General features: G+C 54.0%; 19 protein-coding genes. 12 read left to right on the top strand and 7 right to left on the bottom strand.

Annotated features, from left to right (window positions below; all coding sequences use genetic code 11):
- Positions 1-99: 99 nt before the first annotated feature.
- On the bottom strand, positions 100-1437 hold the full coding sequence (gdhA, locus tag GX466_04070) for an NADP-specific glutamate dehydrogenase (GenBank protein NLH93382.1): 1338 nt from the start codon (positions 1435-1437) through the stop codon (positions 100-102).
- 58 nt (positions 1438-1495) lie between these two features.
- The gene (locus GX466_04065) at positions 1496-2719 is read right to left on the bottom strand and encodes a 6-phosphofructokinase (GenBank protein ID NLH93381.1); all 1224 of its coding nucleotides are present in this window, start codon (positions 2717-2719) and stop codon (positions 1496-1498) included.
- Between the two features lie 143 nt (positions 2720-2862).
- Between GX466_04065 and dnaX the strand changes: the two genes are divergently transcribed.
- On the top strand, positions 2863-4440 hold the full coding sequence (gene dnaX / locus GX466_04060; protein NLH93380.1) for a DNA polymerase III subunit gamma/tau: 1578 nt from the start codon (positions 2863-2865) through the stop codon (positions 4438-4440).
- A gap of 132 nt (positions 4441-4572) precedes the next feature.
- On the opposite strand, the gene GX466_04055 is transcribed toward dnaX, so the two are convergent.
- Entirely contained in the window at positions 4573-4821 is a 249-nt protein-coding gene (locus tag GX466_04055) for a hypothetical protein (protein ID NLH93379.1), read from the bottom strand.
- 138 nt (positions 4822-4959) lie between these two features.
- Between GX466_04055 and GX466_04050 the strand changes: the two genes are divergently transcribed.
- Positions 4960-5364, top strand: a complete 405-nt coding sequence (locus tag GX466_04050; protein ID NLH93378.1) for a hypothetical protein — start codon at positions 4960-4962, stop codon at positions 5362-5364.
- A gap of 15 nt (positions 5365-5379) precedes the next feature.
- On the opposite strand, the gene GX466_04045 is transcribed toward GX466_04050, so the two are convergent.
- From GX466_04045 to GX466_04035, 3 genes are all read right to left on the bottom strand, one after another.
- Complete coding sequence (locus GX466_04045; protein NLH93377.1) at positions 5380-5967, bottom strand: hypothetical protein; 588 nt, start codon at positions 5965-5967, stop codon at positions 5380-5382.
- 94 nt (positions 5968-6061) lie between these two features.
- On the bottom strand, positions 6062-7759 hold the full coding sequence (locus tag GX466_04040) for a glutamine--tRNA ligase/YqeY domain fusion protein (protein ID NLH93376.1): 1698 nt from the start codon (positions 7757-7759) through the stop codon (positions 6062-6064).
- A 289-nt stretch (positions 7760-8048) separates the two neighbouring features.
- Positions 8049-9395, bottom strand: coding sequence for an oligosaccharide flippase family protein (locus GX466_04035; GenBank protein ID NLH93375.1), 1347 nt, complete (start codon positions 9393-9395; stop codon positions 8049-8051).
- 217 nt (positions 9396-9612) lie between these two features.
- On the opposite strand from GX466_04035, the gene GX466_04030 reads away from it, so the two are divergent.
- The 3 genes from GX466_04030 to GX466_04020 are packed head-to-tail and all read left to right on the top strand — an operon-like array spanning position 9613 to position 12810.
- Positions 9613-10761: a glycosyltransferase family 2 protein gene (locus tag GX466_04030; protein ID NLH93374.1), complete on the top strand. Its 1149-nt coding sequence runs from the start codon at positions 9613-9615 to the stop codon at positions 10759-10761.
- Positions 10762-10777: 16 nt separating this feature from the next.
- Positions 10778-11785: an NAD-dependent epimerase/dehydratase family protein gene (locus GX466_04025; GenBank protein ID NLH93373.1), complete on the top strand. Its 1008-nt coding sequence runs from the start codon at positions 10778-10780 to the stop codon at positions 11783-11785.
- A complete protein-coding gene (locus tag GX466_04020) occupies positions 11782-12810 on the top strand; it encodes a Gfo/Idh/MocA family oxidoreductase (protein ID NLH93372.1) in 1029 nt (342 codons plus the stop codon). The genes GX466_04025 and GX466_04020 overlap by 4 nt, the downstream gene beginning before the upstream one ends.
- A 50-nt stretch (positions 12811-12860) precedes the next feature.
- Here the strand turns inward: GX466_04020 and GX466_04015 are convergent, their stop codons facing one another.
- The gene (locus tag GX466_04015; protein ID NLH93371.1) at positions 12861-13118 is read right to left on the bottom strand and encodes a hypothetical protein; all 258 of its coding nucleotides are present in this window, start codon (positions 13116-13118) and stop codon (positions 12861-12863) included.
- 698 nt (positions 13119-13816) lie between these two features.
- Between GX466_04015 and GX466_04010 the strand changes: the two genes are divergently transcribed.
- The 7 genes from GX466_04010 (at position 13817) to GX466_03980 (ending at position 20318) form a co-directional block, all read left to right on the top strand.
- Positions 13817-14701 carry a polyprenyl synthetase family protein gene (locus GX466_04010; GenBank protein ID NLH93370.1) on the top strand — a complete coding sequence of 295 codons (885 nt, stop codon included), beginning with the start codon at positions 13817-13819 and terminating at the stop codon, positions 14699-14701.
- A gap of 3 nt (positions 14702-14704) precedes the next feature.
- Positions 14705-15496: a capsular biosynthesis protein gene (locus GX466_04005; GenBank protein ID NLH93369.1), complete on the top strand. Its 792-nt coding sequence runs from the start codon at positions 14705-14707 to the stop codon at positions 15494-15496.
- On the top strand, positions 15497-16471 hold the full coding sequence (locus GX466_04000) for an NAD(P)-dependent oxidoreductase (protein ID NLH93368.1): 975 nt from the start codon (positions 15497-15499) through the stop codon (positions 16469-16471).
- A complete protein-coding gene (locus GX466_03995; protein ID NLH93367.1) occupies positions 16471-17319 on the top strand; it encodes a class I SAM-dependent methyltransferase in 849 nt (282 codons plus the stop codon). Before GX466_04000 ends, GX466_03995 begins: the two co-directional genes overlap by 1 nt.
- A 10-nt stretch (positions 17320-17329) precedes the next feature.
- Entirely contained in the window at positions 17330-18337 is a 1008-nt protein-coding gene (locus GX466_03990; protein NLH93366.1) for a flippase-like domain-containing protein, read from the top strand.
- Positions 18327-19307 carry a MoxR family ATPase gene (locus GX466_03985; protein NLH93365.1) on the top strand — a complete coding sequence of 327 codons (981 nt, stop codon included), beginning with the start codon at positions 18327-18329 and terminating at the stop codon, positions 19305-19307. Before GX466_03990 ends, GX466_03985 begins: the two co-directional genes overlap by 11 nt.
- A 75-nt stretch (positions 19308-19382) precedes the next feature.
- Positions 19383-20318 carry a hypothetical protein gene (locus GX466_03980; protein NLH93364.1) on the top strand — a complete coding sequence of 312 codons (936 nt, stop codon included), beginning with the start codon at positions 19383-19385 and terminating at the stop codon, positions 20316-20318.
- Positions 20319-20486 lie beyond the last annotated feature (168 nt).

Below are 20486 nucleotides of genomic sequence, written 5' to 3'. Positions count from 1 at the left end.
TGGGATGTGGATTGGAAAGGGCAAAGGTGGAGTCAATCAGGAAAGGCAAAAAACCCGGCTCGGGTGAGCCGGGTGTTATGTTGGATGGTTGTTTGTTGTTTAGATGATGCCCTGGTCGTACATGGCGTTGGCGACTTTCAGGAAGCCGGCGACGTTGGCGCCTTTCACATAGTTGATGTAACCATCGGCCTGTTCGCCGTTTTCGCGGCAGGCTTCATGGATGTTCTTCATGATTCCGTGCAGGCGGGCGTCGACTTCTTCGCGGTTCCAGCTCAGGCGCATGGAGTTTTGGGTCATTTCCAGTCCGCTGGTGGAGACACCGCCGGCGTTGGCTGCTTTGCCAGGCGCGTAGAGGATCTTGGCGTTCAAGAACACTTCCATCGCTTCAGGTGTGCATGGCATGTTCGCGGCTTCGGTGACGCAGAAACAGTTGTTCTTCATGAGGTTTTTGGCGTCTTCCACGTTCAGTTCGTTCTGAGTGGCGCAGGGGATGGCCACATCCACGGGAACTTCCCAAGGACGCTTGCCTTCGAAGAATTTGGCTTTGGGGAAGACCTTGGCATAATCGATAACGCGGTCATTGTTCGAAGCGCGGAGCTCGAGCATGTAGTCAACCTTTTCGCCGGAAACGCCGTCTTCATCATAGATGTAGCCGTCGGGACCGGAGAGGGTGACCACTTTACCTCCCAGCTCGTTGATCTTCTGGGCAGCGCCCCAGGCAACGTTGCCAAATCCGGACAACGCAACGCGCAGGCCTTCGAAGCTCTTACCCTTGGTCTTGAGCATTTCTTCGGCGAAATAGACCACGCCAAAGCCGGTGGCTTCAGGACGGATTAGGCTTCCGCCCCAGGTACTGCCTTTGCCGGTGAAAACGCCGGTGAACTCATTGACCAGCTTTCTATAATAGCCATAAAGATAGCCGATTTCGCGCTTGCCCACGCCGATGTCGCCAGCGGGAACGTCTGTGTCCGGGCCGATATGGCGGTAGAGTTCAGCCATGAAGGATTGGCAGAAACGCATGATCTCAGCGTCTGATCTTCCTCTGGCGTCAAAATCCGAACCGCCTTTGCCGCCGCCCATGGGCAGGGTGGTGAGGCTGTTTTTGAAAATTTGCTCAAAGCCGAGGAACTTCATAATGGAGAGGTTCACGCTGGGGTGGAAGCGGATACCGCCCTTGTAGGGGCCGATGGCGCTGTTGAACTGCACGCGGTAGCCGCGCTGCACATGCACATCACCATTGTCATCCATCCAGGGAACGCGGAAAATGATCGTGCGTTCAGGCTCGACCAAGCGTTCCATAATGTTGGCTTTCACAAAGCGGGGATTGGCCTGATAGACGTCCCAAATGGTTTCGACGACTTCTTTTACCGCCTGCAGAAATTCGGGTTGATCCGGGTTCTTGGCGGTGACTTTGTTCATGAATTCTTGAAAGGTCATGGGTTCCTCCATATCTGTATTTGTTTTTTTGACCATTATTTTATCGCGCGACTTAATGTCAAGCGTTTCCCTTGAGCAAGTTTGCCACCCTGGGGGCACGGAGCCTGTGCGCTGCGCCAAAGCCTGAACCAAGTAGCGGCCGGAGGTAATATTTGAACTCATCGGTGACCCCGTTGCCGCTGGAATTGATGTATTCATCAGGCATGTGGCGGGTCTTGCGGGCCACGTCAGCCAGTTTTTCTAGCTGGTAGTTCACTGAGTAAAACCCCGTGCGCTGGATGGAAATTGAGCCATCCAGATTGTACCAGATCGCGTAATGAGCGGCACGTTCACCCACTTCGCGGGCTTCGCGCTGGTCCACATCTGAAACGCAGCCTACGAAAGAACGCTGCAGATAGCCAAAAGTGTCAGAACGCACGCGCTTGATTTTGAGTTTTTCCTTCACCAGGTCGCTCAGAAGATCGCCCAGCATACCCGTTCCGGAAAGCTGCACGTTGCCGTGGGCGTCAGTTTCGCTGTTCTTGGTGAGGATGGTCATCACGGGGGTGCCGTGTTCGTCTACGATTCCTTCCGAAACAGCTACAACGCAGCGTCCATACTGGTCGTAAACGCGTTTCACGTCAGCCAGGAAATTCTCCTGCCTGAAAGGCCTTTCGGGCATGTAAATCAGATGAGGCCCGTCATCCGGATATTTCTGGGCCAGAGCCGCGGCGGCTGTGAGAAAACCGGCGTGCCGACCCATTACCACGCCGATGTAAACTCCGGGCAGGGCGCGGTTGTCGAGGTTCACCCCTGTGAAGGCAGAGGCCACGAATCTGGCCGCCGAGCCGTAACCCGGGGTGTGATCGCTGAGCACAAGGTCGTTATCGATAGTTTTGGGAATGTGGATGGCGCGGAATTCGTAATCGGCCTGATCTGCCTCTTCGTTCACGATGCGCACCGTATCGGCGGAATCGTTTCCGCCAATATAAAAGAAATAGCGGACGCCATGGGCTTTCAGCACCCGGAAAATCTCGCGGCAGTACTGCTCATCCGGTTTGTCGCGCGTGGACAGCAGCGCCGAGGAGGGCGTGTTGGCCACCTGTTCCAGATTGTGAGTTGTTTCCTGGGTGAGATCGATGAACTGCTCGTTCACGATGCCCTGCACGCCGTACAGCGCGCCGTAAACCCGCGTCACCTGCTGAAATTTCCTTGCCTCGAGGGTAACCCCCACCAAAGATTGGTTGATCACAGCCGTCGGGCCTCCGCCCTGGGCAATCACCACTTTTCCTTCCAATTTCATCTTATACCTCCACTGCTTTTCATAATATCGGGAACTCCCGGCAACCGCCAGGTTAATTCACTTTATATAAAGCCGCCGAATTTGTCCAGCAGAAAATGCTTGCCTGAAAGACCGGGCTGAAAAAGAATGACGACGGAGCACAGATGAGCTATTTAGTACTTGCCAGAAAATACCGTCCGCAAACCTTCAAAGAGGTTTACGCGCAAGACCATATCACCGAAATACTGAACAACGCGCTGCTTAGCAACCGCATCGCCCATGCCTACCTTTTCACCGGGCCGCGGGGAGTGGGAAAAACCTCCATGGCCCGCATCCTGGCAAAAAACCTCAACTGCGTGGAAGGCCCCACCATCTCTCCCTGCAATAAATGCCACAACTGCCTGGAGATCGCGGCTGGAACATCTGCAGACGTGATCGAGATCGACGGCGCCTCAAACACCGGCGTGGACGACATCCGCGAGCTTCAGCGCGAATTGCTTTACGCGCCCAGCCAGTCGCCTTGGAAAATCTATATCATCGACGAAGTGCACATGCTTTCCAAAAACGCGTTCAACGCCCTGCTTAAAACGCTTGAAGAACCGCCGGAAAAAGTGCTCTTCATCTTTGCCACCACTGAGCCCTTCAAAGTTTTGCCCACCATCATTTCCCGCTGCCAACGCTATGATTTCAAACGGATTCCGATCGATGCCATCGTGAAACGGCTCAAGGAACTCATGTTGGAGGAAAAAATCGAGATCGACTCGGAGTCGCTGCACTTGATAGCCCGCAAGGCCGACGGAAGCCTGCGCGACGCCCTTTCCCTCACCGACCAGGTGCTTTCCTACTGCCAGGACAAAGTGACCATCGACAAGGTGCGCGAAATCTTTGGCCTCATCCCCACCCAAATCTACTGTGAACTGATGCGGCTGATCCACGCCCGGGAAAACTCCGCCCTGCTGGAAAAGTTGCAGGCCATCTTTGAGGAAGGAGTGGACCTGCAGGAATTCCTGAACAACATGATGGAATTCATCCGCATCGTTATCCTGCGCAAGATCGGGATGTCGCCCAGCGAGGTCACCAGCGAGGAATATCCGCTCTACGACGGCATCGCGGCTCTCTTCAGCCGGGAAAACCTGCTCTATGTGATGAGCATGTTGCTGCAGGCGCGCAACGAAATCAAGAGCAGCGGCAACCCTTATCTGATCTTTGAACTCATGATGCTCAAGCTGTGCAAACTGGATGAAATGGAAGACGTGGCGAAGTTGATCGCCAATCTATCTTCCGGTGCCGTTTCCGCCGCCCCGGCGCGTGGCTCTGCCCCTGCTGCGGTACAGAAACCGGAACCGATCCGGACGGCGGAACCAGTTCCGAGCAACAAGCTGGATTTTAGCCAAGAAAACCTGGACAAGGTCTGGGAGCGCATCAAAGCCAGGGTCAAAAAGGAAAGCGGCGCTTCCGGAATCGCCCTTAATTTCTCCAGCTGTGAGGTTAAGGATCGTTTCAAGCTACTGATCAAAGTCACCGGCAGCACCTATTTCAAGACTCTCGACGGTTACAAGGACGAGATAACAAAAATTGTAGCGGAATTCTTCTCCCAAGCGCCGCGACTCGAGCTGGAACAACTGGCCAGCGAAGCTCCGACCAAAGTGGAAATCAAACGCCATACCCTCGAAGACCTTAAGAATCTGGATAAAAACCTCGCCCGCTTCATCGAGATTACGGATTCCAAAATCAGCCAGTAAAGCACCCTCCTTTTCCCCCATTTAGCGGCCGGAAACAAGATCAGGCGCCAAGCATGGCACTAACCCGCCAAAGCTGATTTGAACGGGATTCCAGGCTGGCGCCGAATTCAGTTTTTCCCGGAAGGGAAATGACTACATCTCGATCAACTGCGCAGTGACGTATTCCAACGCGTTGAGTTTCTTCACGATGGTGTTCAGTTTCCGCTTGTCACCTTCAACTTCCAAAATTATTAGGCCGTCGTTGGCGCAGAATTCCTTGGAAACTTCGTGCAAGCCAAGGCGCACCTTGATGTTGCAGCCGTAATCCGTGAGAATGCTCTGCACGCTGGCGGCTTCTGTGCTGCGGCGGTCGATCTTGATCAGGATCAGTTTATACTTCATTGGTTCCTCCCGATTTCATATTTTCCCAAGCCGGTAAATCTGTCCACATATTTTTCGCCTGCTGGGCAACCGGAGAATTCTGTTGACATTGAGAGGGTTTGAAGTTTGATGGCTTATATTTTGAAACTGGAGCAAACAATGAAATACATAGGCAGTATCTTAGCAATGCTTGGAGGATTGATCGTTATACTGGCAGCGCTGGTTTCGCTGGTTTCCAAAGAAGTCAGGGGCATCTGGACATACGAATTCAGCAGCACTCAGGAATTCTTCGTCGTAGCGGCCATCCTGGCCATCATGATCACCATCCTGGCTTTCCTTTCTTTTTCCACCAAACCCAAGCTGCTTGGATCGATCATCATCTTCGCTTCCTTCGCGGGGATAATCGTGGGAAGCACACTTACCGACATTGCCATGATCTTCAGTATCTTAGGCGGATTAGCCCTGTACACGATGCCCAAGCAGGAAAAAGAAGCGGATATGGAAGAGCCGTCCTGTCTCAAACCCGAACAGCCCGATGAACCGGCGACCCCCAATCCCAGTTGAGGGTCCACTATTAAATCAGTATTCTCTTTCCCGTGATTCAGGCGCTGGCTGGAGTTCTGAGGCCTCACCGATTGGCCTGAGGCTGTTCTTGATCTTGGTAAAAGTTTCAGCGTTTTTCATATAGGAGCCGTTCTCGCCAGAAAAGGAGAGGTAAACCAAGCTGGAACCCATATCCACGATTACATTGTACATGCGTATTTGCGCCATTCCCATTAGATCAAGTTTAAGGTCCAGCACATAGGCGGGAAGCCCGTTCACTTGGCTTTCACCGCGTTCGAGGGTTACCGCGTCTCCCATCCCCAAGGCTGCGATCTCCCTTTCCACGGCATCCATCTCAGTTTCCAAATATTTGGGCATGATCCCGTTTTCCGCATTGGATGTATCCTTTTCGGCAGCAACAGTGATCACCAGAGGCAGGCCTCCATCAGTTTTCATGAGTGTCAGCAGCGCGTCGATGGATACCTCGTGGTCCCAATCGTCAGGATAATCAAGGCTGAATCTGTGTTCGGTGCTGTTTAGGGTTTTCCAGCCCTCTTCCGCCCAGGCTGGCATTACAGCCAGAGCCAAAATGGCAATCAGGGTCGCGATCGCAAGTTTTTTCATTCTTCCTCCCGGTTGGGGTTGTCTTTATAGGTACAGATATCCCTTTGGGGGATGGTTCCGCCTGCAGATGGTACTCTCGCCCGGGAGCATCCCCTCATCTTTTTTTACTCCGCTTTGCCCAACTGTCCTTGAGGGTAACGATGCGGTTGAAGACAGGTTTTTCCTGAGTGTAATCGTCATCCGCGCAGAAATAGCCCTGGCGCAAGAACTGGAACCTTTCGCCCTGAACAGCTTTAGCCAGCGAGGGTTCAAGCTTGCAGCCTGTAAGCACTTGCAGCGATGCGGGATTCAGGTAATCGCGATAGTCCTTGCCCTCTTCCATTGCATTGAAGTCGGCAATGGTGAAAAGCTGGTCGTAGAGCCGCACTTCGGCATCAATGGCATGGGCGGCACTCACCCAGTGGATGGTGCCTTTCACCTTGCGTTCGTCAGATGTCCAGCCACCTCTTGATTCTGGATCGTGGCTGCAGATAATCTCGGTAACGCGGCCTTCCGTGTCTTTCACCACCTCCCGGCAGGTGACGTAGTAAGCATGTTTGAGGCGCACTTCAGCTCCCGGCGAAAGGCGGAACCAGCCTTTGACAGGGTTTTCGCAAAAATCACCACGCTCGATGTAGAGATGTTTTCCGAACGGCACCAAACGCTTCCCGGCGCCTGGATCTTCAGGGTTGTTCTCAGCTTCCAGTTCTTCGAATTTGCCATCGGGATAGTTCTCGATGGTCAGCTTCAGCGGCTCCAGCACCACCATCACCCGGTTTGCGCGTTTGTTCAGGTCTTCTCGCACGCAGAACTGGAGAAGCTCGAAATCCACGATGGAAGTGGCTTTTGAGACACCAATGCGGTCGGCGAATTCCCTTATCGCTTCTGGCGAAAAGCCTCTGCGCCTCATCCCGGCTATGGTTGGCATGCGCGGATCGTCCCAGCCACTCACCGCTCCGCTTTCCACCAGTTCCAGCAGACGGCGTTTGCTCATCACGGTGTAGCTCAGGTTCAGCCTGGCGAACTCAATCTGTTGGGGGTGGCAGGGCACCGGCAGTTGGTCCAGAAACCAGTCGTAGAGCGGCCTGTGGTCTTCGAACTCGAGGGTGCAGATGGAGTGGGTGATGCCTTCGATGGCGTCTGAAATGCAGTGGGTATAATCGTACATGGGATATATCACCCATTTTATTCCGGTGCGATGGTGCTCGGCTTTCTTGATGCGGTAGATCACGGGATCGCGCATGTTCAGGTTTGGCGATGCCATATCTATTTTGGCGCGCAGGGATTTTGTCCCTTCCTCGAACTCCCCGGCTCGCATGCGGCGAAAGAGGTCCAGATTTTCTTCCACGCTCCGTTCGCGGTATGGGCTGTCATCACCAGGAACTGTCAGGGTGCCGCGGTGGGCGCGGATTTCTTCCTGACTGAGGTCGCAAACGTAAGCCAGGCCTTTCTGGATAAGGATCTCAGCATATTCGTAAAGCTGGTCGAAATAGTCTGAAGCGTAAAAAAGATTGTCCTGCCAATCAAAACCCAGCCAACGCACATCCGCCATGATGGAATCCACATACTCCACATCTTCCTTGATGGGGTTGGTGTCGTCGAAACGCAGATGGCAGACTCCACCGTAGTCTCTGGCAAGGCCGAAATTGAGGCAGATCGATTTGGCGTGCCCGATATGCAGGTAACCGTTCGGTTCTGGGGGAAAGCGGGTCACCACTTTGCTGTGTTTGCCGCTGGCCAAATCCTTGTCTATTATCGTACGGATGAAGTTCGATATCACAGTTTTTTCGCTGATTTCCATATAATCTCGCATATTAGATCTAATTGCACACCATTATTTTCGGCCTGCCCCACGAGTCAAGGGAATTGCGAGAAATTGCCACTCAGGGTCAGGACCGGCTGGGCATGTTTCCAGCTCTCTTAGCAGATATTATCCATAAAGTCTGCTTCAGCACTGGAATGATCTCGTGATGAGAAAGGAAGAGCAGAGTGATCCGCAGTCCGTATACAGTTTTAACCCACTCTCAACGCCGGTGTGAGCAGGACTAAATCACCAATGCCCCAAGTATGGATGATCAGAATTTCTCGGCTCGATTTGCTCATCAGAACTGTTCCTTTCCCAGATTGTTCCTGTTCCTCACACGTAAGGTGGAGAGCAGCTCCAGGCTGAAATCTCTCCAATCGGTCTTGGCTGGAGCCAGGCAGGAGAGCATCTGGCCACCGCTGCTTCGCTGTTCATAAGCGATGATCAGCAGGAACCAGAGCAGATAGGCGATATCGGTGGCGATGGCAGCCCCTATAATTCCCAAAAGCGGGATCAGCAGTATGTTCAGCCCAATGTTCATTACCAGGACGAGTCCGGCAATGAAGATGGTGGCGACGGGGAATCCCTTGCTGTTCAGATAGTTGTTGAAAAGCGAGCCGAAACTGAGCCCGTAACTTGCCGGTATCAGCCATAGATAAACCCCATAGGCAGGCACGAAATCCGCTCCGTAAAAGGTTTGGAGCACCCATTTTCCCAGCAGGGCAAAACCGAGATTGGTGAAGCTGAGAAAAACGAAGAACAGCATCAGCATCTTCTTCATCAGGAGCCACTTGGCGCGGTCGTCCGCGGTATCTGAAAGTTTCACGAAGAGAAAACCGCCAACAACGTTGGATGCTGTTTGCAGCGTGTCAACGATATGCGCTCCAATCGAGTAGATTCCCACCTCGCTAAAACCGAGGAAATGCTTTATGAGCACAATGTCCGCTCGAATCAACAGCATGATCAGCAGGCTGGAAATGAACACCCGGATCCCGAATTTATAGGAATTCAATACAAAACGCGGCTGCCAGTTCCGCCACGGATTACCCCATCTTTTGGCCAGCAAGAAAAAGAGACTGGCTACCGTCAAACCCAGCAACATCGAGCCCAAGATGAAGACCAGCCGCCTTTCCCCCTGGAACATAAAATAACCAAGGGCAAAGAGGAGCAAGCAGGTTAAGGAATTGAGGATGTGACCCAGAGAGTGCAGCCCGATTCGGTCCATGCCCATATAGAGACTCTGGAGGTGCATGAATAGCTTGGTGAGGGTGATGAAGCCTATGAAAAGCAGCATGGATAGAGGATCAAAGACAAAGCCCAGAATTGAGTTCCAGAACCGCAGCAAACCAAGTCCCAAGGCCGCCAACAGCAAGGTTTCCAGCACAAAGGAAAGGATCGTCCAGCCCAGCAGGCTGTTCAGCTTGTCTGGGTTTTTGCGGATCAGATAGGGATAGCTGCGGTACAATCCCAAATCCAGCACCATCCAGATGAAACCTCCCAAGGTTACCAGATAACTGTACTGGCCTTTGAGCTCCACCCCCAAAAAACGTGCGGAAATCCAACTGCAAAGGAAAGACAACCCCATGATCAGCAATCTGGAGCTGCCGCCAAGCAGGATGTTTTTCTTCAGGTTGATTCCGGGCATATAATTATATCCCCGTATCCTCTGAAGCGTTTTTCACGAAGTTAAGACTCGACATGGGACACATAATTATCCGCAGCCCGCCCCTGTCAAATGTTTCTTTGCCTAACAGACAAATAGCTTGACAGAATGGGCCTTCTCCTGACTTTGCGTTTGTCGCCTTGGATTCCGACACTTTCATCAACCAGCTGGACCAGCGACAGGAAGTGAGTTAACAAACATGATCTTCACCCAAACCCTCTTCTGGTTCTCCGTAGCCGCCTTGGCTTACCATCTGGCGGGATATCCCCTCATTATCGCCATCTTGACCCGTTTCAGGAAAAGATACAATCCCACCCCTGCGGAAACAGCTGAATTTCCCCGTGTGACCATACTCTGTCCCGCCCGTAACGAGGAGGATGTGATCGAGGCCAAGATTACTTCTTTCCTGGAACTCGATTACCCCCATGACCGCCTGAATATGATCGTCATTTCGGACGATTCAGAGGACGCGACTAATGAAATCGTAAGCCGCTATCAGGACCAGCGGGTGGAACTGGTGATCCAAAAACCGCGTCAAGGCAAGCAATCAGCCCACAACCTGGTACTGCCGCGGCTGGATTGCGATTACGTGTTTTCTACTGATGCCAACTCCATTTTCGCGCCTGATGCCCTGAAGCTCTTGGTTGCCAGAATGCGCTCTGATTCCAGACTGGCTTTGGTTTCAGGTGAACTGAGGCTCACCCCGGGAGAAGGTGGAAAATCCGGTGAAGGCCTCTACTGGCGCTACGAATCCTGGCTCAAGAAGCTGGACAGCGATTTTCATTCCATCATCGGTGCCAACGGTTCCATCTTTCTCATCCGTCGCGACCTCTTTCAGAGGGTTGATCCCCAGTCGGTGGACGATTTCGAGCGCGTACTAACCGTACTTAAAAACGGCTTTCTGGCGGCTTACGAGCCCCATGCCAACGTTTTTGAGGAAGAAACTGAATCCGCCAGACAGGAAATCGCCCGTAAGATCCGCATCATCACCCCTCAATGGTTTGTGCTGGAACGCAACCTAGCGCTACTCAACCCCTTCCGCTATCCCGCCACCAGCTTCCAGCTCGTTTCCCACAAGCTGCTGCGCTGGCTCTTTTTCGTTTTTGTGTTGACAGGATTCCTTGCCTCCGCTTTCCTGTTACAAATTCGCTTCTACCGGGTGATATTTTTGCTCCAGTGCCTGATTTACGGATTGGGCGTGCTTGGCTTGATCCTTCAAGCTCGTGGCAAGCGCCCGCCATTCTTTTCCCTGCCGGCATATCTGGTGGGGATGATCTGGTCGTCGCTGGTAGCCTTCGTCCGCTATCTGCAGAGAAAGAAGACCGCCATTTGGAACCCGGTGCGTTAGGAGACGCCCTACATAAATGAATATACTAATAACAGGCAGCAACGGCTTTGTAGGCTCCCGACTGATGTGGGAACTCGACCGCCTGGGCCATCAGGTTCAGGGGATAGACCTCAGCGCCCACTGCGACGCCAACCCTCATCCCAAGACGATCCTGGGTGATATCCGCTCCCTGCCCGACCTCAAATCCGCCTCCGGAGCTTTCGAGCTGGAAAACAACGCCGAGATCGATCTTATCATTCACTGCGCCGCTGCCAAACACGATTTCGGCATCAAGCGCGGGGAATACTTTTCCCACAACAAATACGGGACCAAGACCCTGCTCGAATTCGCCTCCCAGAAAGGGATAAGGCGCCTCATCTACCTGAGCACGGTTTCCGTTTTCGGACATCCCGTAGGGGCCGCTGATGAGGATGCGCCTTACGCGCCGGACCATCCCTACGGCGAATCCAAACTGGCAGGCGAACTGCTCTGCGTTGACTGGATAAAGAAAGATCCGCTCCGGGAACTCATTGTGCTGCGTCCCACCGTGATCTTCGGCCCCCACAACTACGCCAACATGTACAAACTTCTGGATACCATGCACCGCCGACCCTGGGTGATGGTGGGCAAAGGCGACCACGTTAAAAGCGTGGTATCCCTGGATAGCGTCACCGGCATGGTCATATTCGCCCTGGGCTTGCTCCAGCCAGGCTTTCAGCACTTCAACTGCGTTGACGAGCCTTACTTAACCCTGCATGAATTGATGCGTTTAATCGCCTCGCAGCCAGGCTTCCGGATGCCCCGGGTGAATATTCCCATCCAAATGGCCGTGGGTATTGGCAGAATCTTTGACCTCCCTGCCAAACTGCTGGGGATCGATTTTCCCATCAACAGTGACCGCATGAAGAAATTCGCCACCGAGACCAATTTCCAAGCCGCCAAGATACGCTCGGCTGGATATGTTCAGACCACGAGCATCGCTTCCAGCATCGCCGAAATGTGCGCTTGGTATCTCAAGAATCACTCTCAAGGAGACAAGAATTGAAAAAGATAAAATTAGGATTGATCGGTTGCGGCCGCATCTCCAAAAACCATTTTGAAGCAGTTTCCCAAATTCCCGAAGCCGAGTTTGTCGCCTGCGCGGATGTTGTCGAAGAAAAAGCCCGCCTCGCCGCCGAGACCTATGGCATAACGAACTGGTACACAGACCATCTGGAAATGCTGGACAAGGAAAAGCTCGACGCAGTAAGCATCTGCACACCCAGTGGACTCCATCCCCAGATAGGCATCGACGTGGCCAAACACAAAGTCAACGTGATCACAGAAAAGCCCATGGCCATCAACATCGACGGCGCCAGCAGGCTGATCAAGGCCTGCGACGCCAACCAAGTCAAGCTCTTCGTGGTGAAGCAAAACCGCCTCAACAGCACCATGCAGCTGCTCAAACAGGCTGTGGACAAAAACCGCTTCGGGCGCATCTTCCTGGCCCAGTCCAACGTCTTCTGGCAACGCCCCCAAGAGTATTACGACGCTGCCAAATGGCGCGGGACCTGGGAATTCGACGGCGGCGCCTTCATGAACCAGGCCAGCCATTACGTGGATGCCATATACTGGCTGCTGGGGAATGTGGACAGCGTGATGGCCTATACCTCCACCATGGCCCGCCGGATCGAAGCTGAGGACACCGGCTGCGCCATCCTCCATTTCCGCTCCGGGATCATCGCCACCCTAAATGTAACCATGCTCACCTATCCAAAGAATTTCGAAGGCTCAATCACCATCATCGGCGAAAAGGGCACCGTGAAAGTGGGCGGGGTGGCCGTCAACAAGATAGAAAAGTGGGAATTTGAAGACTACGACGACGATGACCGCATCGCCCTGGATGCCAACTATCAGCCCCCAAACGTTTACGGATTCGGCCACAACCCCTATTACCGCAACGTGGTGGACGTCCTTCTGAACAAGGGAAAACCCTTCACCGACGGAAGGGACGGTCGGAAATCCGTGGAAATCATCCAGGCCATCTACCAGTCAGCCAAAACAGGAACAAGAGTCTCCCTGCCCCTCTGATCCCATTCTAAAACAAAGCCTCTGACAGCGTTTCTGATCCCAAATCCGGATCAGATCCTCACGCTTTTGATTGTGCCCTGGTTAAGTTTCAGAGCCGGTTCTCCATGGATCATCATCACGATGCCCAGTTCCCGGCCGCAAGCGGGACAGATGGGCCTCGAGAAGGTCGCCGCCCCCGTTAGGCCAACCCGGTCCTCACTCAGCCTGCTGATGAGGCATTTGATAAGCCGCCCCTTTCCCGCCTTGAAATAGCGGAAAAGCCTGAAGCCGCACTGGCAGTCGATGTCGATTATTTTCCCGGTTCGTATCATGTTTTCCTTGCCTGACCCGGTATTTTCCCTGCCTGTGGAGGTCAAGGGAAATCATGGTTTCCCAGTCCAAATCCTTCCTTTTCCCCATTTATTGACGGCTCTCTGTCAAACCGGATAGGTAAAGCCCTCCAGGTTGTTTTGCTGTTGAGTGCCAGCATCCGCTCTAATCAAAATACAGCCATAAATGCTCACCCACCGCCATGTCCTGCATGTCAGGCCCTGAGCCCTCGCTTCCATCCCTCTTTCATGCCTCCCGCACGATGCCCGCATTTGGTGCGAGGATTTAGCGGGAGGCGCGTCTGGGGCATAGAGGAGGGCCTTAACGGCCAGCAAACAACGCTATGATCCTCTACGGGTCACGGGCGCTGTAAGAAGAGGGTATTAAACTGTATAGTAGATAGATATGGTAGTCTCTTAAAACTGATTATTTCTTTTGTGCAAGCTATCACCATGATAAGAAACGAAATGCCGTCTTGAATATTACGCGCGAAAGAGCTTTCCTGGCTGGTGTCTGATGTTCGCAGTCAGGTCCAAGACCAGTCGTTTTTCAGCTCCAAAAATCGAGTGGGGTATTTCTGAAATTGGGAGCTTTGATGCCGTTTTCCAATAAAAGTTCTTGACAATATTGGCCGTTTCAGAGTAAGGAAAAGTAAAATGGCGTGAAAATGAGAGAAACAGCCATCAGGGAGTATAACTTGCTGTTACAGAAGTATTTTGAGACCCGTTTGGATATGATCGAAGCCAGTCTGAAACAATACATTAGTCCTCAGACAGCACCGGCCAAGGAACTCAAGAAAGCCACGCGCTACGCTATCTTCCCCGGCGGAAAACGCTGGCGTCCGCTTTTGCTGCTTGCAATGTACGATATGCTCACCGGAATGAAGGGCAAAAGCATGGCAGAGGCCCTGAAGGCCGCCACAGCGCTGGAAATTGCCCACAACGCGGCCTTGACGCACGATGACCTTCCCTTTTTGATGAACAGGACGGAGCGGCGAGCTGCCCCGGCGCTGCACATGAAATATGACAACACAGTGGGAATCCTTGCCGGTGATGCGCTTTACGCTCTCGCCTTTGAGATTTTGAGCGATATCACCCCTCCCTCCAAGGCTTTGGCCTGCATACGCATACTTTCCATCAGCACAAGGACATACGGCTTGATTGGCGGCCAGGCGGTGGCTTTGGAAAGCAAACACCGGGTGATGAAGCTGAACACACTGCGCTACATAGATTCCAAAAAAGTGGGTTCGCTGCTCCAGGCGGGGGCGGACATGGCCTGCGTTCTGGCCGGGGCGGAGGAAAACACGCGCCAGATCATGAGCGGCTATGCCCTGAACCTTGGCCTTGCCTATCAGATGATAGAAGATATAAACAAAGATTATAAACACGGCAGCGAGGACATAGATTTCGACGAAGATTACGTCCCCGCCTCAAAAAGAACCTACACCGGCTTCCTGGGTTTCGACAAAGCCCGCCTGGCGGTGGAGAAAATGCTGGACGAAAGTTTGCGGATGATAAGCCCTTTCGAACATACGGATGTTCTGGTGGAGTTTGTGCAAATGATAAAGGAGAATCTACCCTGAGAGATGATCGACATTCATTGCCATCTGTTGCCTCAGACCGATGACGGCTCTGATTCTGAGGAAAAATCGCTTGCCCAGCTGAAACTGATGGCTGAGGGTGGCGTCACAGACGTTTTTATGACCTCACACTTCATGCCGGGCTTTTACCAGTATCCGCGTGCGGATTACGACGCCAAACTTGCCAGGCTGCGTGAACTGGCGTCTGGCGAAGGCTTGGGGATCAGGCTGCATCCGGGCTTTGAAATCTTCCTGCATCCTTTCAGCCTGAAAGACATTGAGAAACACGACCTCAGAATGGGAAACTCACGCTACATCCTGGTTGAATCCGACCTCAACGGCCTGCCCAGTGATTTTTACGAATACCTCTACCCCCTGCTCCGCAAAGGCTACAAGCCCATCCTGGCCCACGCAGAACGCTATGTGAGCATCATGAGAAACGTCCATGACGCCAAGGACCTCATCCGGCGTGACATTTACATGCAGGTGAACGCCGGCAGCCTTTTGGGAAACTACGGTGAAAAGGTTCGCCAGACCGCCTGGCTGCTGCTGCGCAACGGCTGGGCCCACTTCCTGGCTTCTGACGACCACGCCAAAACGCCCTACGGATCGTATTTCCAAGCCTTGGAATTGCTTAGGACGGAGCTGGACCCCACCGTTGCTGAATTGCTCTCCATAGATTTTCCCGCCAAAATCATTGCCGACGAAACCGTTCCTTTCAAATACGTTTATCTGCGTCCCAGCCACGAACGGCGCCACCGCAAGAAGAGAAGCTGGTTCCAAAGGATTTTTGGATAAATGCCCAGATTGCTGATCACAGGCGTTACCGGACTCATCGGGCGAGCGGTGCTGAACAATGTTCTGGCCGCCAAAACGGATTACCACGTCACCGCGCTTATTCGCCCTGAAACTCAGCCAGAGCGTTATTCCGCCTTCCGCACCGAACTGGAAATCGTGAAAATGGATCTGGCGGACACAGACAAACTCGCAGCCTGGCTGAAAGACAACGCTTTCGACGCCGTGCTGCACATAGGTGCGCTGCGGGGCGGCCGAAAATTCAGCCACCAGGAATTTCTGCGGGCCAACTTCACCTCTACCCAGTCCCTGGCGGAACACTGCCTTCTGCACAACGCCAAATTCATATTCTGTTCCTCGGTTGGAGTCTTCGGCGCCATCCCGGAGGAATTGCCGGCGAACAACCAGACAGAACGTAACCCGGATAATTATTACCACTACACCAAGATCGAAAGCGAGAAAATGATCCAGCGGATGGTCGTGCGAGGCCTGAAAGCCGCCATTTTGCGCCCTTCCGTGACCTACGGCACCCGCGACCGCGGCTTCCCATACCAGTTGGTGAAGATGGTGCACAAGAACCGCTTTCCCCTCATCAATAAACGCGTCTGGCTGCATCTCTGCCACGTGGACACCATTTCCCGCGCCTTCACCTGGCTGCTGCTGAACGACTACAAACCGGGTCTGGCACTGAATGTAGCCGACCGCGAGCCGGTGGAGCTGCAGCAACTGGTGAACTTCATTTCCCGGGAGTTGAAAGGCGATAACTACCCCTCCATCCTAAAGCTGGACCGGATTTTCTTCCGCTTGGGTGAACAGGCGGCGAAACTCGTCAACAACGAGCTTTGGGTCAGCCGCTTTCAACTGATATCCCGCTCCTGGTTCTATCACGTGGCCAATACCTACGAACTGATGGGCCTCCCCCCCACTTTCACCATTCCGGATATCCGGATCACCATTGAAGACTATCTGAAGAAATAATGGCCATTCCGATCATCAACGACTGGGAAAAATTCTTTGACAACCCCCATGAGGGTTTGGGCTCTTCCTACGAACGCATCGTGCTGAACGAACTGCTGCTGGCCACCGCCAACAAGTATGAAGCCCGGAATGTGCTGGAAAGCCCATCCTTCGGCTTCACCGGTATCAGCGGGATCAACCTCTTCGCCCTAGCCGATTCCGGCCTGGAAGTGACCCTGGAGGATGACAATCCCCGCCGCCTTGAACTGATACGCAATCTCTGGCACACGATGGACCGCTCTTTCACGGCCCGCCACAATCCGGATTTCCGCCGCCTGGATTATCCCGACCGGGCTTTCGACCTCAGTTTTTCCTTTTCCGCGCTCTGGTTCGTGCCGGACCTGAGAGCCTTTTTGAGTGAACTTTCCCGCGTGACCGCGAAAGCCATCTTCATCAGCGTGCCAAACCGCTCCGGCCTGGGCTACAAGATGCAGTTGAAGGACTACAGCGCTGAAAAGTATCCTGACCTCCGCCTTGGCAACATCGACCCGCCGTCGATAATCCGCCTGCTCAAAAACCTGGGCTGGAAACTGGCCGAGTCCGGCTGTTTCGACTGCCCGCCCTGGCCGGATATCGGCATGACCAAGGAGGAACTTCTGGCCAAATGGCTGCCGGGGAGACTGCTGCCTAAAAAGCTGTCCCAGCCAAAGGAAGAGGAGGGCGAGACCCTGAGCATCCTCAGTTATTATTCTGGCGACGATCCCGGTTTTGCCGATCGGATGCGGAGCTACCAGTGGCTGGAAAATGCCGCGCCGGAAGCCCTGAAGCGGGTTTGGGCCCACCATTTCAGGATGGTCTTTGAGCGCTAAACCGATCCTGATGTCCCGCAAGCGCATTGCTTTCCTCATCACTGGCTTTCTTCTGGGACTGGCGCTGATCTGGCTCTGGCTGCGCAGCATCGACACAAACGCTGTGCTGGACAGCATCCGACGGGTAAAACCAGATTTGGTGGCCTTCGCCGCCATCGCCTACCTGAGCGCCTATTTCATCCGCAGTTGGCGCTGGAACCTGCTGTTGAGATCCCAAACCGCCATTTCCCTGGGCCGCACCTTTCTCTACAGCATGGGCGGAAACTGGGTCAACTACCTCATCCCCATCAGGGCCGGAGAGCTGGTGAAGGCCTGGTTTGTGAAACGCAATCACGGCCTGCCCCTGCTCAATGTGCTGCCCTCCATCTTTATTGACAAGACTTTCGACACCCTGGGCATCCTCTTCGTGCTAGTGATGGTTCCGCTGCTGAGAATCCGCGTGTCTGCCGGCCTCACTGTGCTGCTGGTGCTGCTGGGCCTGGTGTTCCTGGTTTCCCTGGGGATTCTGCTGCTGGCGGTGTGGCGAAAGGATGGCGTGGTGAGGTTTTTGCAAACCTTCTTCGCCTGGCTGCCCCGGCGCTGGCGGGAGAAAATCTTCGGCTACATCGACGTTTTCATCCGCGGCCTGAATGTGTTTGAGCAGCACTGGTCAAGATTGGTTGTCGCCGTGCTGCTCACCGCGCTTGGAGTGGGCCTGGACGGCCTCTATTTCCATCTCCTCTTCCGGGCTTTCGGGGTGGATTTTCCTTTCGTTTACGTGCTTTTCGGCTATACCCTGATCAACCTTTCCTACGCCCTGCCCCAGCCCCCCGCCCAACTGGGCAGCAACGAATGGATGATGATAATCATTTTCTCGGTTGGGTTTGCATTGACAAAAGACAGCGCTTCGGCGATCATGGCTTTCGCGCACGTTTTGACGGCCATACTCATCGGCGTGATCGGCTTTGCCGCCATCGCCGCGAGCGGAAGCCAAGTGCTGAAAGCGATTATCCGTGGAGACAAAATGTATGAACAGTGAAGCCATGATCGGCAAGATCGAAGAATTGAAAAGCGTGAAGCAGGGGCTGCTGGCCGAAATCCGCAAGGTCATCGTGGGCCAGGACGACGTGGTGGAAAAAGTGCTGATGGGCCTCTTCGCCAACGGCCATATGCTCATCGAAGGCGTGCCCGGCCTGGCCAAAACCCTGCTCATCTCGACCATCGCCAAAGCCCTCAACCTCTCCTTTGGCCGCATCCAGTTCACTCCGGACCTGATGCCTTCGGACATCACGGGTTCGGACATCCTGGTCTCCCTCAGCGGAGGCGAGCGCCGGGAATTTCAATATATCAAGGGCCCAATCTTTGCCAATATCATCCTGGCTGACGAGATCAACCGCACCCCGCCCAAAACCCAGGCCGCCCTGCTCCAGGCGATGCAGGAATACCAGGTGAGCAGCGGAAACGTGACCCGTCCGCTGGATTTGCCGTTCATCGTGATGGCAACCCAAAACCCCATCGAACAGGAAGGAACCTATCCCCTGCCGGAAGCCCAGCTCGACCGCTTCATGCTCTACATCAACATCGGCTATCCCTCCTATGAGGAGGAGCTGACCATCGTACAAAACACCACCGGCGCCGCTGCGGAAGAGCCGCGCCCCCTTCTTTCGGCGGAGCGGATAATCGCCTTCCAGTCCGCCATCCGCGCCATGCCTCTCAGTTCCCACGTCCTGGAATTCGCGGTGAAGCTGGCCCGCCTCACCCGCCCCGGGAATCCCGAGCTTGACCCCGGCCTAGCCAAATGGATCAACTGGGGTGCCGGCCCCCGTGCCAGCCAGTATCTGGTTTTGGGCGCCAAAGCCAGAGCCGCCCTTGACGGCCGCCTCACCCCTTCGGAAGAGGATGTGAGGGCTGTGGCGCTGCCCGTGCTCACCCACAGGGTGCTGATATCCTTTGCCGCCGAAGCCGAGGGCATGACTTCTACCGACATCATCCGCCAACTGATCAAATGATGCAGGAAACGCCCGCCTGCCTTGTATATACTGCGCAGCCTTCAAAGCTGCCTCACATCCAATAAGGAGTGACAAATGAAACACACTCTGCTGCTTTTTTTGGCCCTTGCCTTCTGCGCGTCCGCGGTTGCCGTCGATTTCCGCGTCCCGCATCTGCTGGTCCACGAAACCGCGATCCAGCCATATAATATCGACTTCCAGGAAGACCAGGTTATCCTCCGCAACCAGAACTTTATCTGGATACATTCCATTTTCAATCCCTGGTCGCCGCGCCTCGAGGCCGTTTTCCGCTCCCAATACATCATTGAGGACGTGAACATGCTGGGCGGGAACCAAATCTACATCTGTAGCCAGGAACCCGCCAACCTCGTTTCCACCGTGGACACCCTTTCCTACCCCGGCACCATCTATTTCACGAACACCGTGCCCGGCAACAAGATCACCCGCGAAGGCTCGATGCTCTATGTAGCCGACCGCTTCAAAGGAATCGACATCATAGACATCGGCAAAGGCGGGATGCGCGAGCTTAAAAGCACCTTTTCCGAAAAGTGGGGCGTCCGCGATTTCATCGCCGAATATCCCTATCTCTGGGCCCTAAACGACTTCGGGCTGGTGACCGTCGATATCTCCGACCTCCAGTTTCCCGTCAGCATGGGTGTAAATTACGAAATCTCCGACGCCACCGTGATGGCCAAAAACGGCGACATCGTCTGGCTGGGCGCCGGGAAAAAGCTCCTCGCCATCAACGCCTCGGATATGAACCACCCCCGCCTCATCTTCCAAACCCGCCTTTCCAACGATATCCGCGACCTCGAACTGAAAGACAACCTGCTCTACCTCGCCCTCGGCCAGGGCGGGCTCAAGATCCTCGACGTCACCAACCCCCTCCGCGTGAACGACCTCAGAACCATCACCCACCCCTACATCGAGATATTCGACGTCGCCCTAGACGGCGACCTCATCTTCCTCGCCCTCGGCACCAAGGGCTGGATGATCTACCAGTACCGCTAAACCCTGTCCTGAGCGACATGAACATCCAATGATATATTAACAGGCCGGCACACGCCGGCCTTTTCTTTCCCAAGTCAAATTAGCCAAATTAGCAAATTAGCACGTCTCATACCGGCACCGGGGGCTGGGATGGCATAATTATGGAACTGGATATACAATATATTGGTG

This window comes from Candidatus Cloacimonadota bacterium (assembly GCA_012516855.1).
Lineage (GTDB): Bacteria > Cloacimonadota > Cloacimonadia > Cloacimonadales > Cloacimonadaceae > Syntrophosphaera.
This window is presented reverse-complemented; position numbering and strand designations above follow the sequence as displayed.

What these genes read in the sequence shown, in the direction of transcription:
- GX466_03985 (NLH93365.1), top strand. Translation starts at nt 18,327, where the DNA reads ATGAACAGTGAAGCCATGATCGGCAAGATCGAAGAATTGAAAAGCGTG.
- GX466_04035 (NLH93375.1), bottom strand. Translation starts at nt 9,395, where the DNA reads ATGCCCGGAATCAACCTGAAGAAAAACATCCTGCTTGGCGGCAGCTCC.
- GX466_04045 (NLH93377.1), bottom strand. Translation starts at nt 5,967, where the DNA reads ATGAAAAAACTTGCGATCGCGACCCTGATTGCCATTTTGGCTCTGGCT.
- GX466_03980 (NLH93364.1), top strand. Translation starts at nt 19,383, where the DNA reads ATGAAACACACTCTGCTGCTTTTTTTGGCCCTTGCCTTCTGCGCGTCC.
- GX466_04065 (NLH93381.1), bottom strand. Translation starts at nt 2,719, where the DNA reads ATGAAATTGGAAGGAAAAGTGGTGATTGCCCAGGGCGGAGGCCCGACG.
- GX466_04005 (NLH93369.1), top strand. Translation starts at nt 14,705, where the DNA reads ATGATCGACATTCATTGCCATCTGTTGCCTCAGACCGATGACGGCTCT.
- dnaX (NLH93380.1), top strand. Translation starts at nt 2,863, where the DNA reads ATGAGCTATTTAGTACTTGCCAGAAAATACCGTCCGCAAACCTTCAAA.
- GX466_04040 (NLH93376.1), bottom strand. Translation starts at nt 7,759, where the DNA reads ATGCGAGATTATATGGAAATCAGCGAAAAAACTGTGATATCGAACTTC.
- GX466_04050 (NLH93378.1), top strand. Translation starts at nt 4,960, where the DNA reads ATGAAATACATAGGCAGTATCTTAGCAATGCTTGGAGGATTGATCGTT.
- GX466_03990 (NLH93366.1), top strand. Translation starts at nt 17,330, where the DNA reads ATGTCCCGCAAGCGCATTGCTTTCCTCATCACTGGCTTTCTTCTGGGA.
- GX466_04000 (NLH93368.1), top strand. Translation starts at nt 15,497, where the DNA reads ATGCCCAGATTGCTGATCACAGGCGTTACCGGACTCATCGGGCGAGCG.
- GX466_04055 (NLH93379.1), bottom strand. Translation starts at nt 4,821, where the DNA reads ATGAAGTATAAACTGATCCTGATCAAGATCGACCGCCGCAGCACAGAA.
- GX466_03995 (NLH93367.1), top strand. Translation starts at nt 16,471, where the DNA reads ATGGCCATTCCGATCATCAACGACTGGGAAAAATTCTTTGACAACCCC.
- GX466_04025 (NLH93373.1), top strand. Translation starts at nt 10,778, where the DNA reads ATGAATATACTAATAACAGGCAGCAACGGCTTTGTAGGCTCCCGACTG.
- GX466_04030 (NLH93374.1), top strand. Translation starts at nt 9,613, where the DNA reads ATGATCTTCACCCAAACCCTCTTCTGGTTCTCCGTAGCCGCCTTGGCT.
- gdhA (NLH93382.1), bottom strand. Translation starts at nt 1,437, where the DNA reads ATGACCTTTCAAGAATTCATGAACAAAGTCACCGCCAAGAACCCGGAT.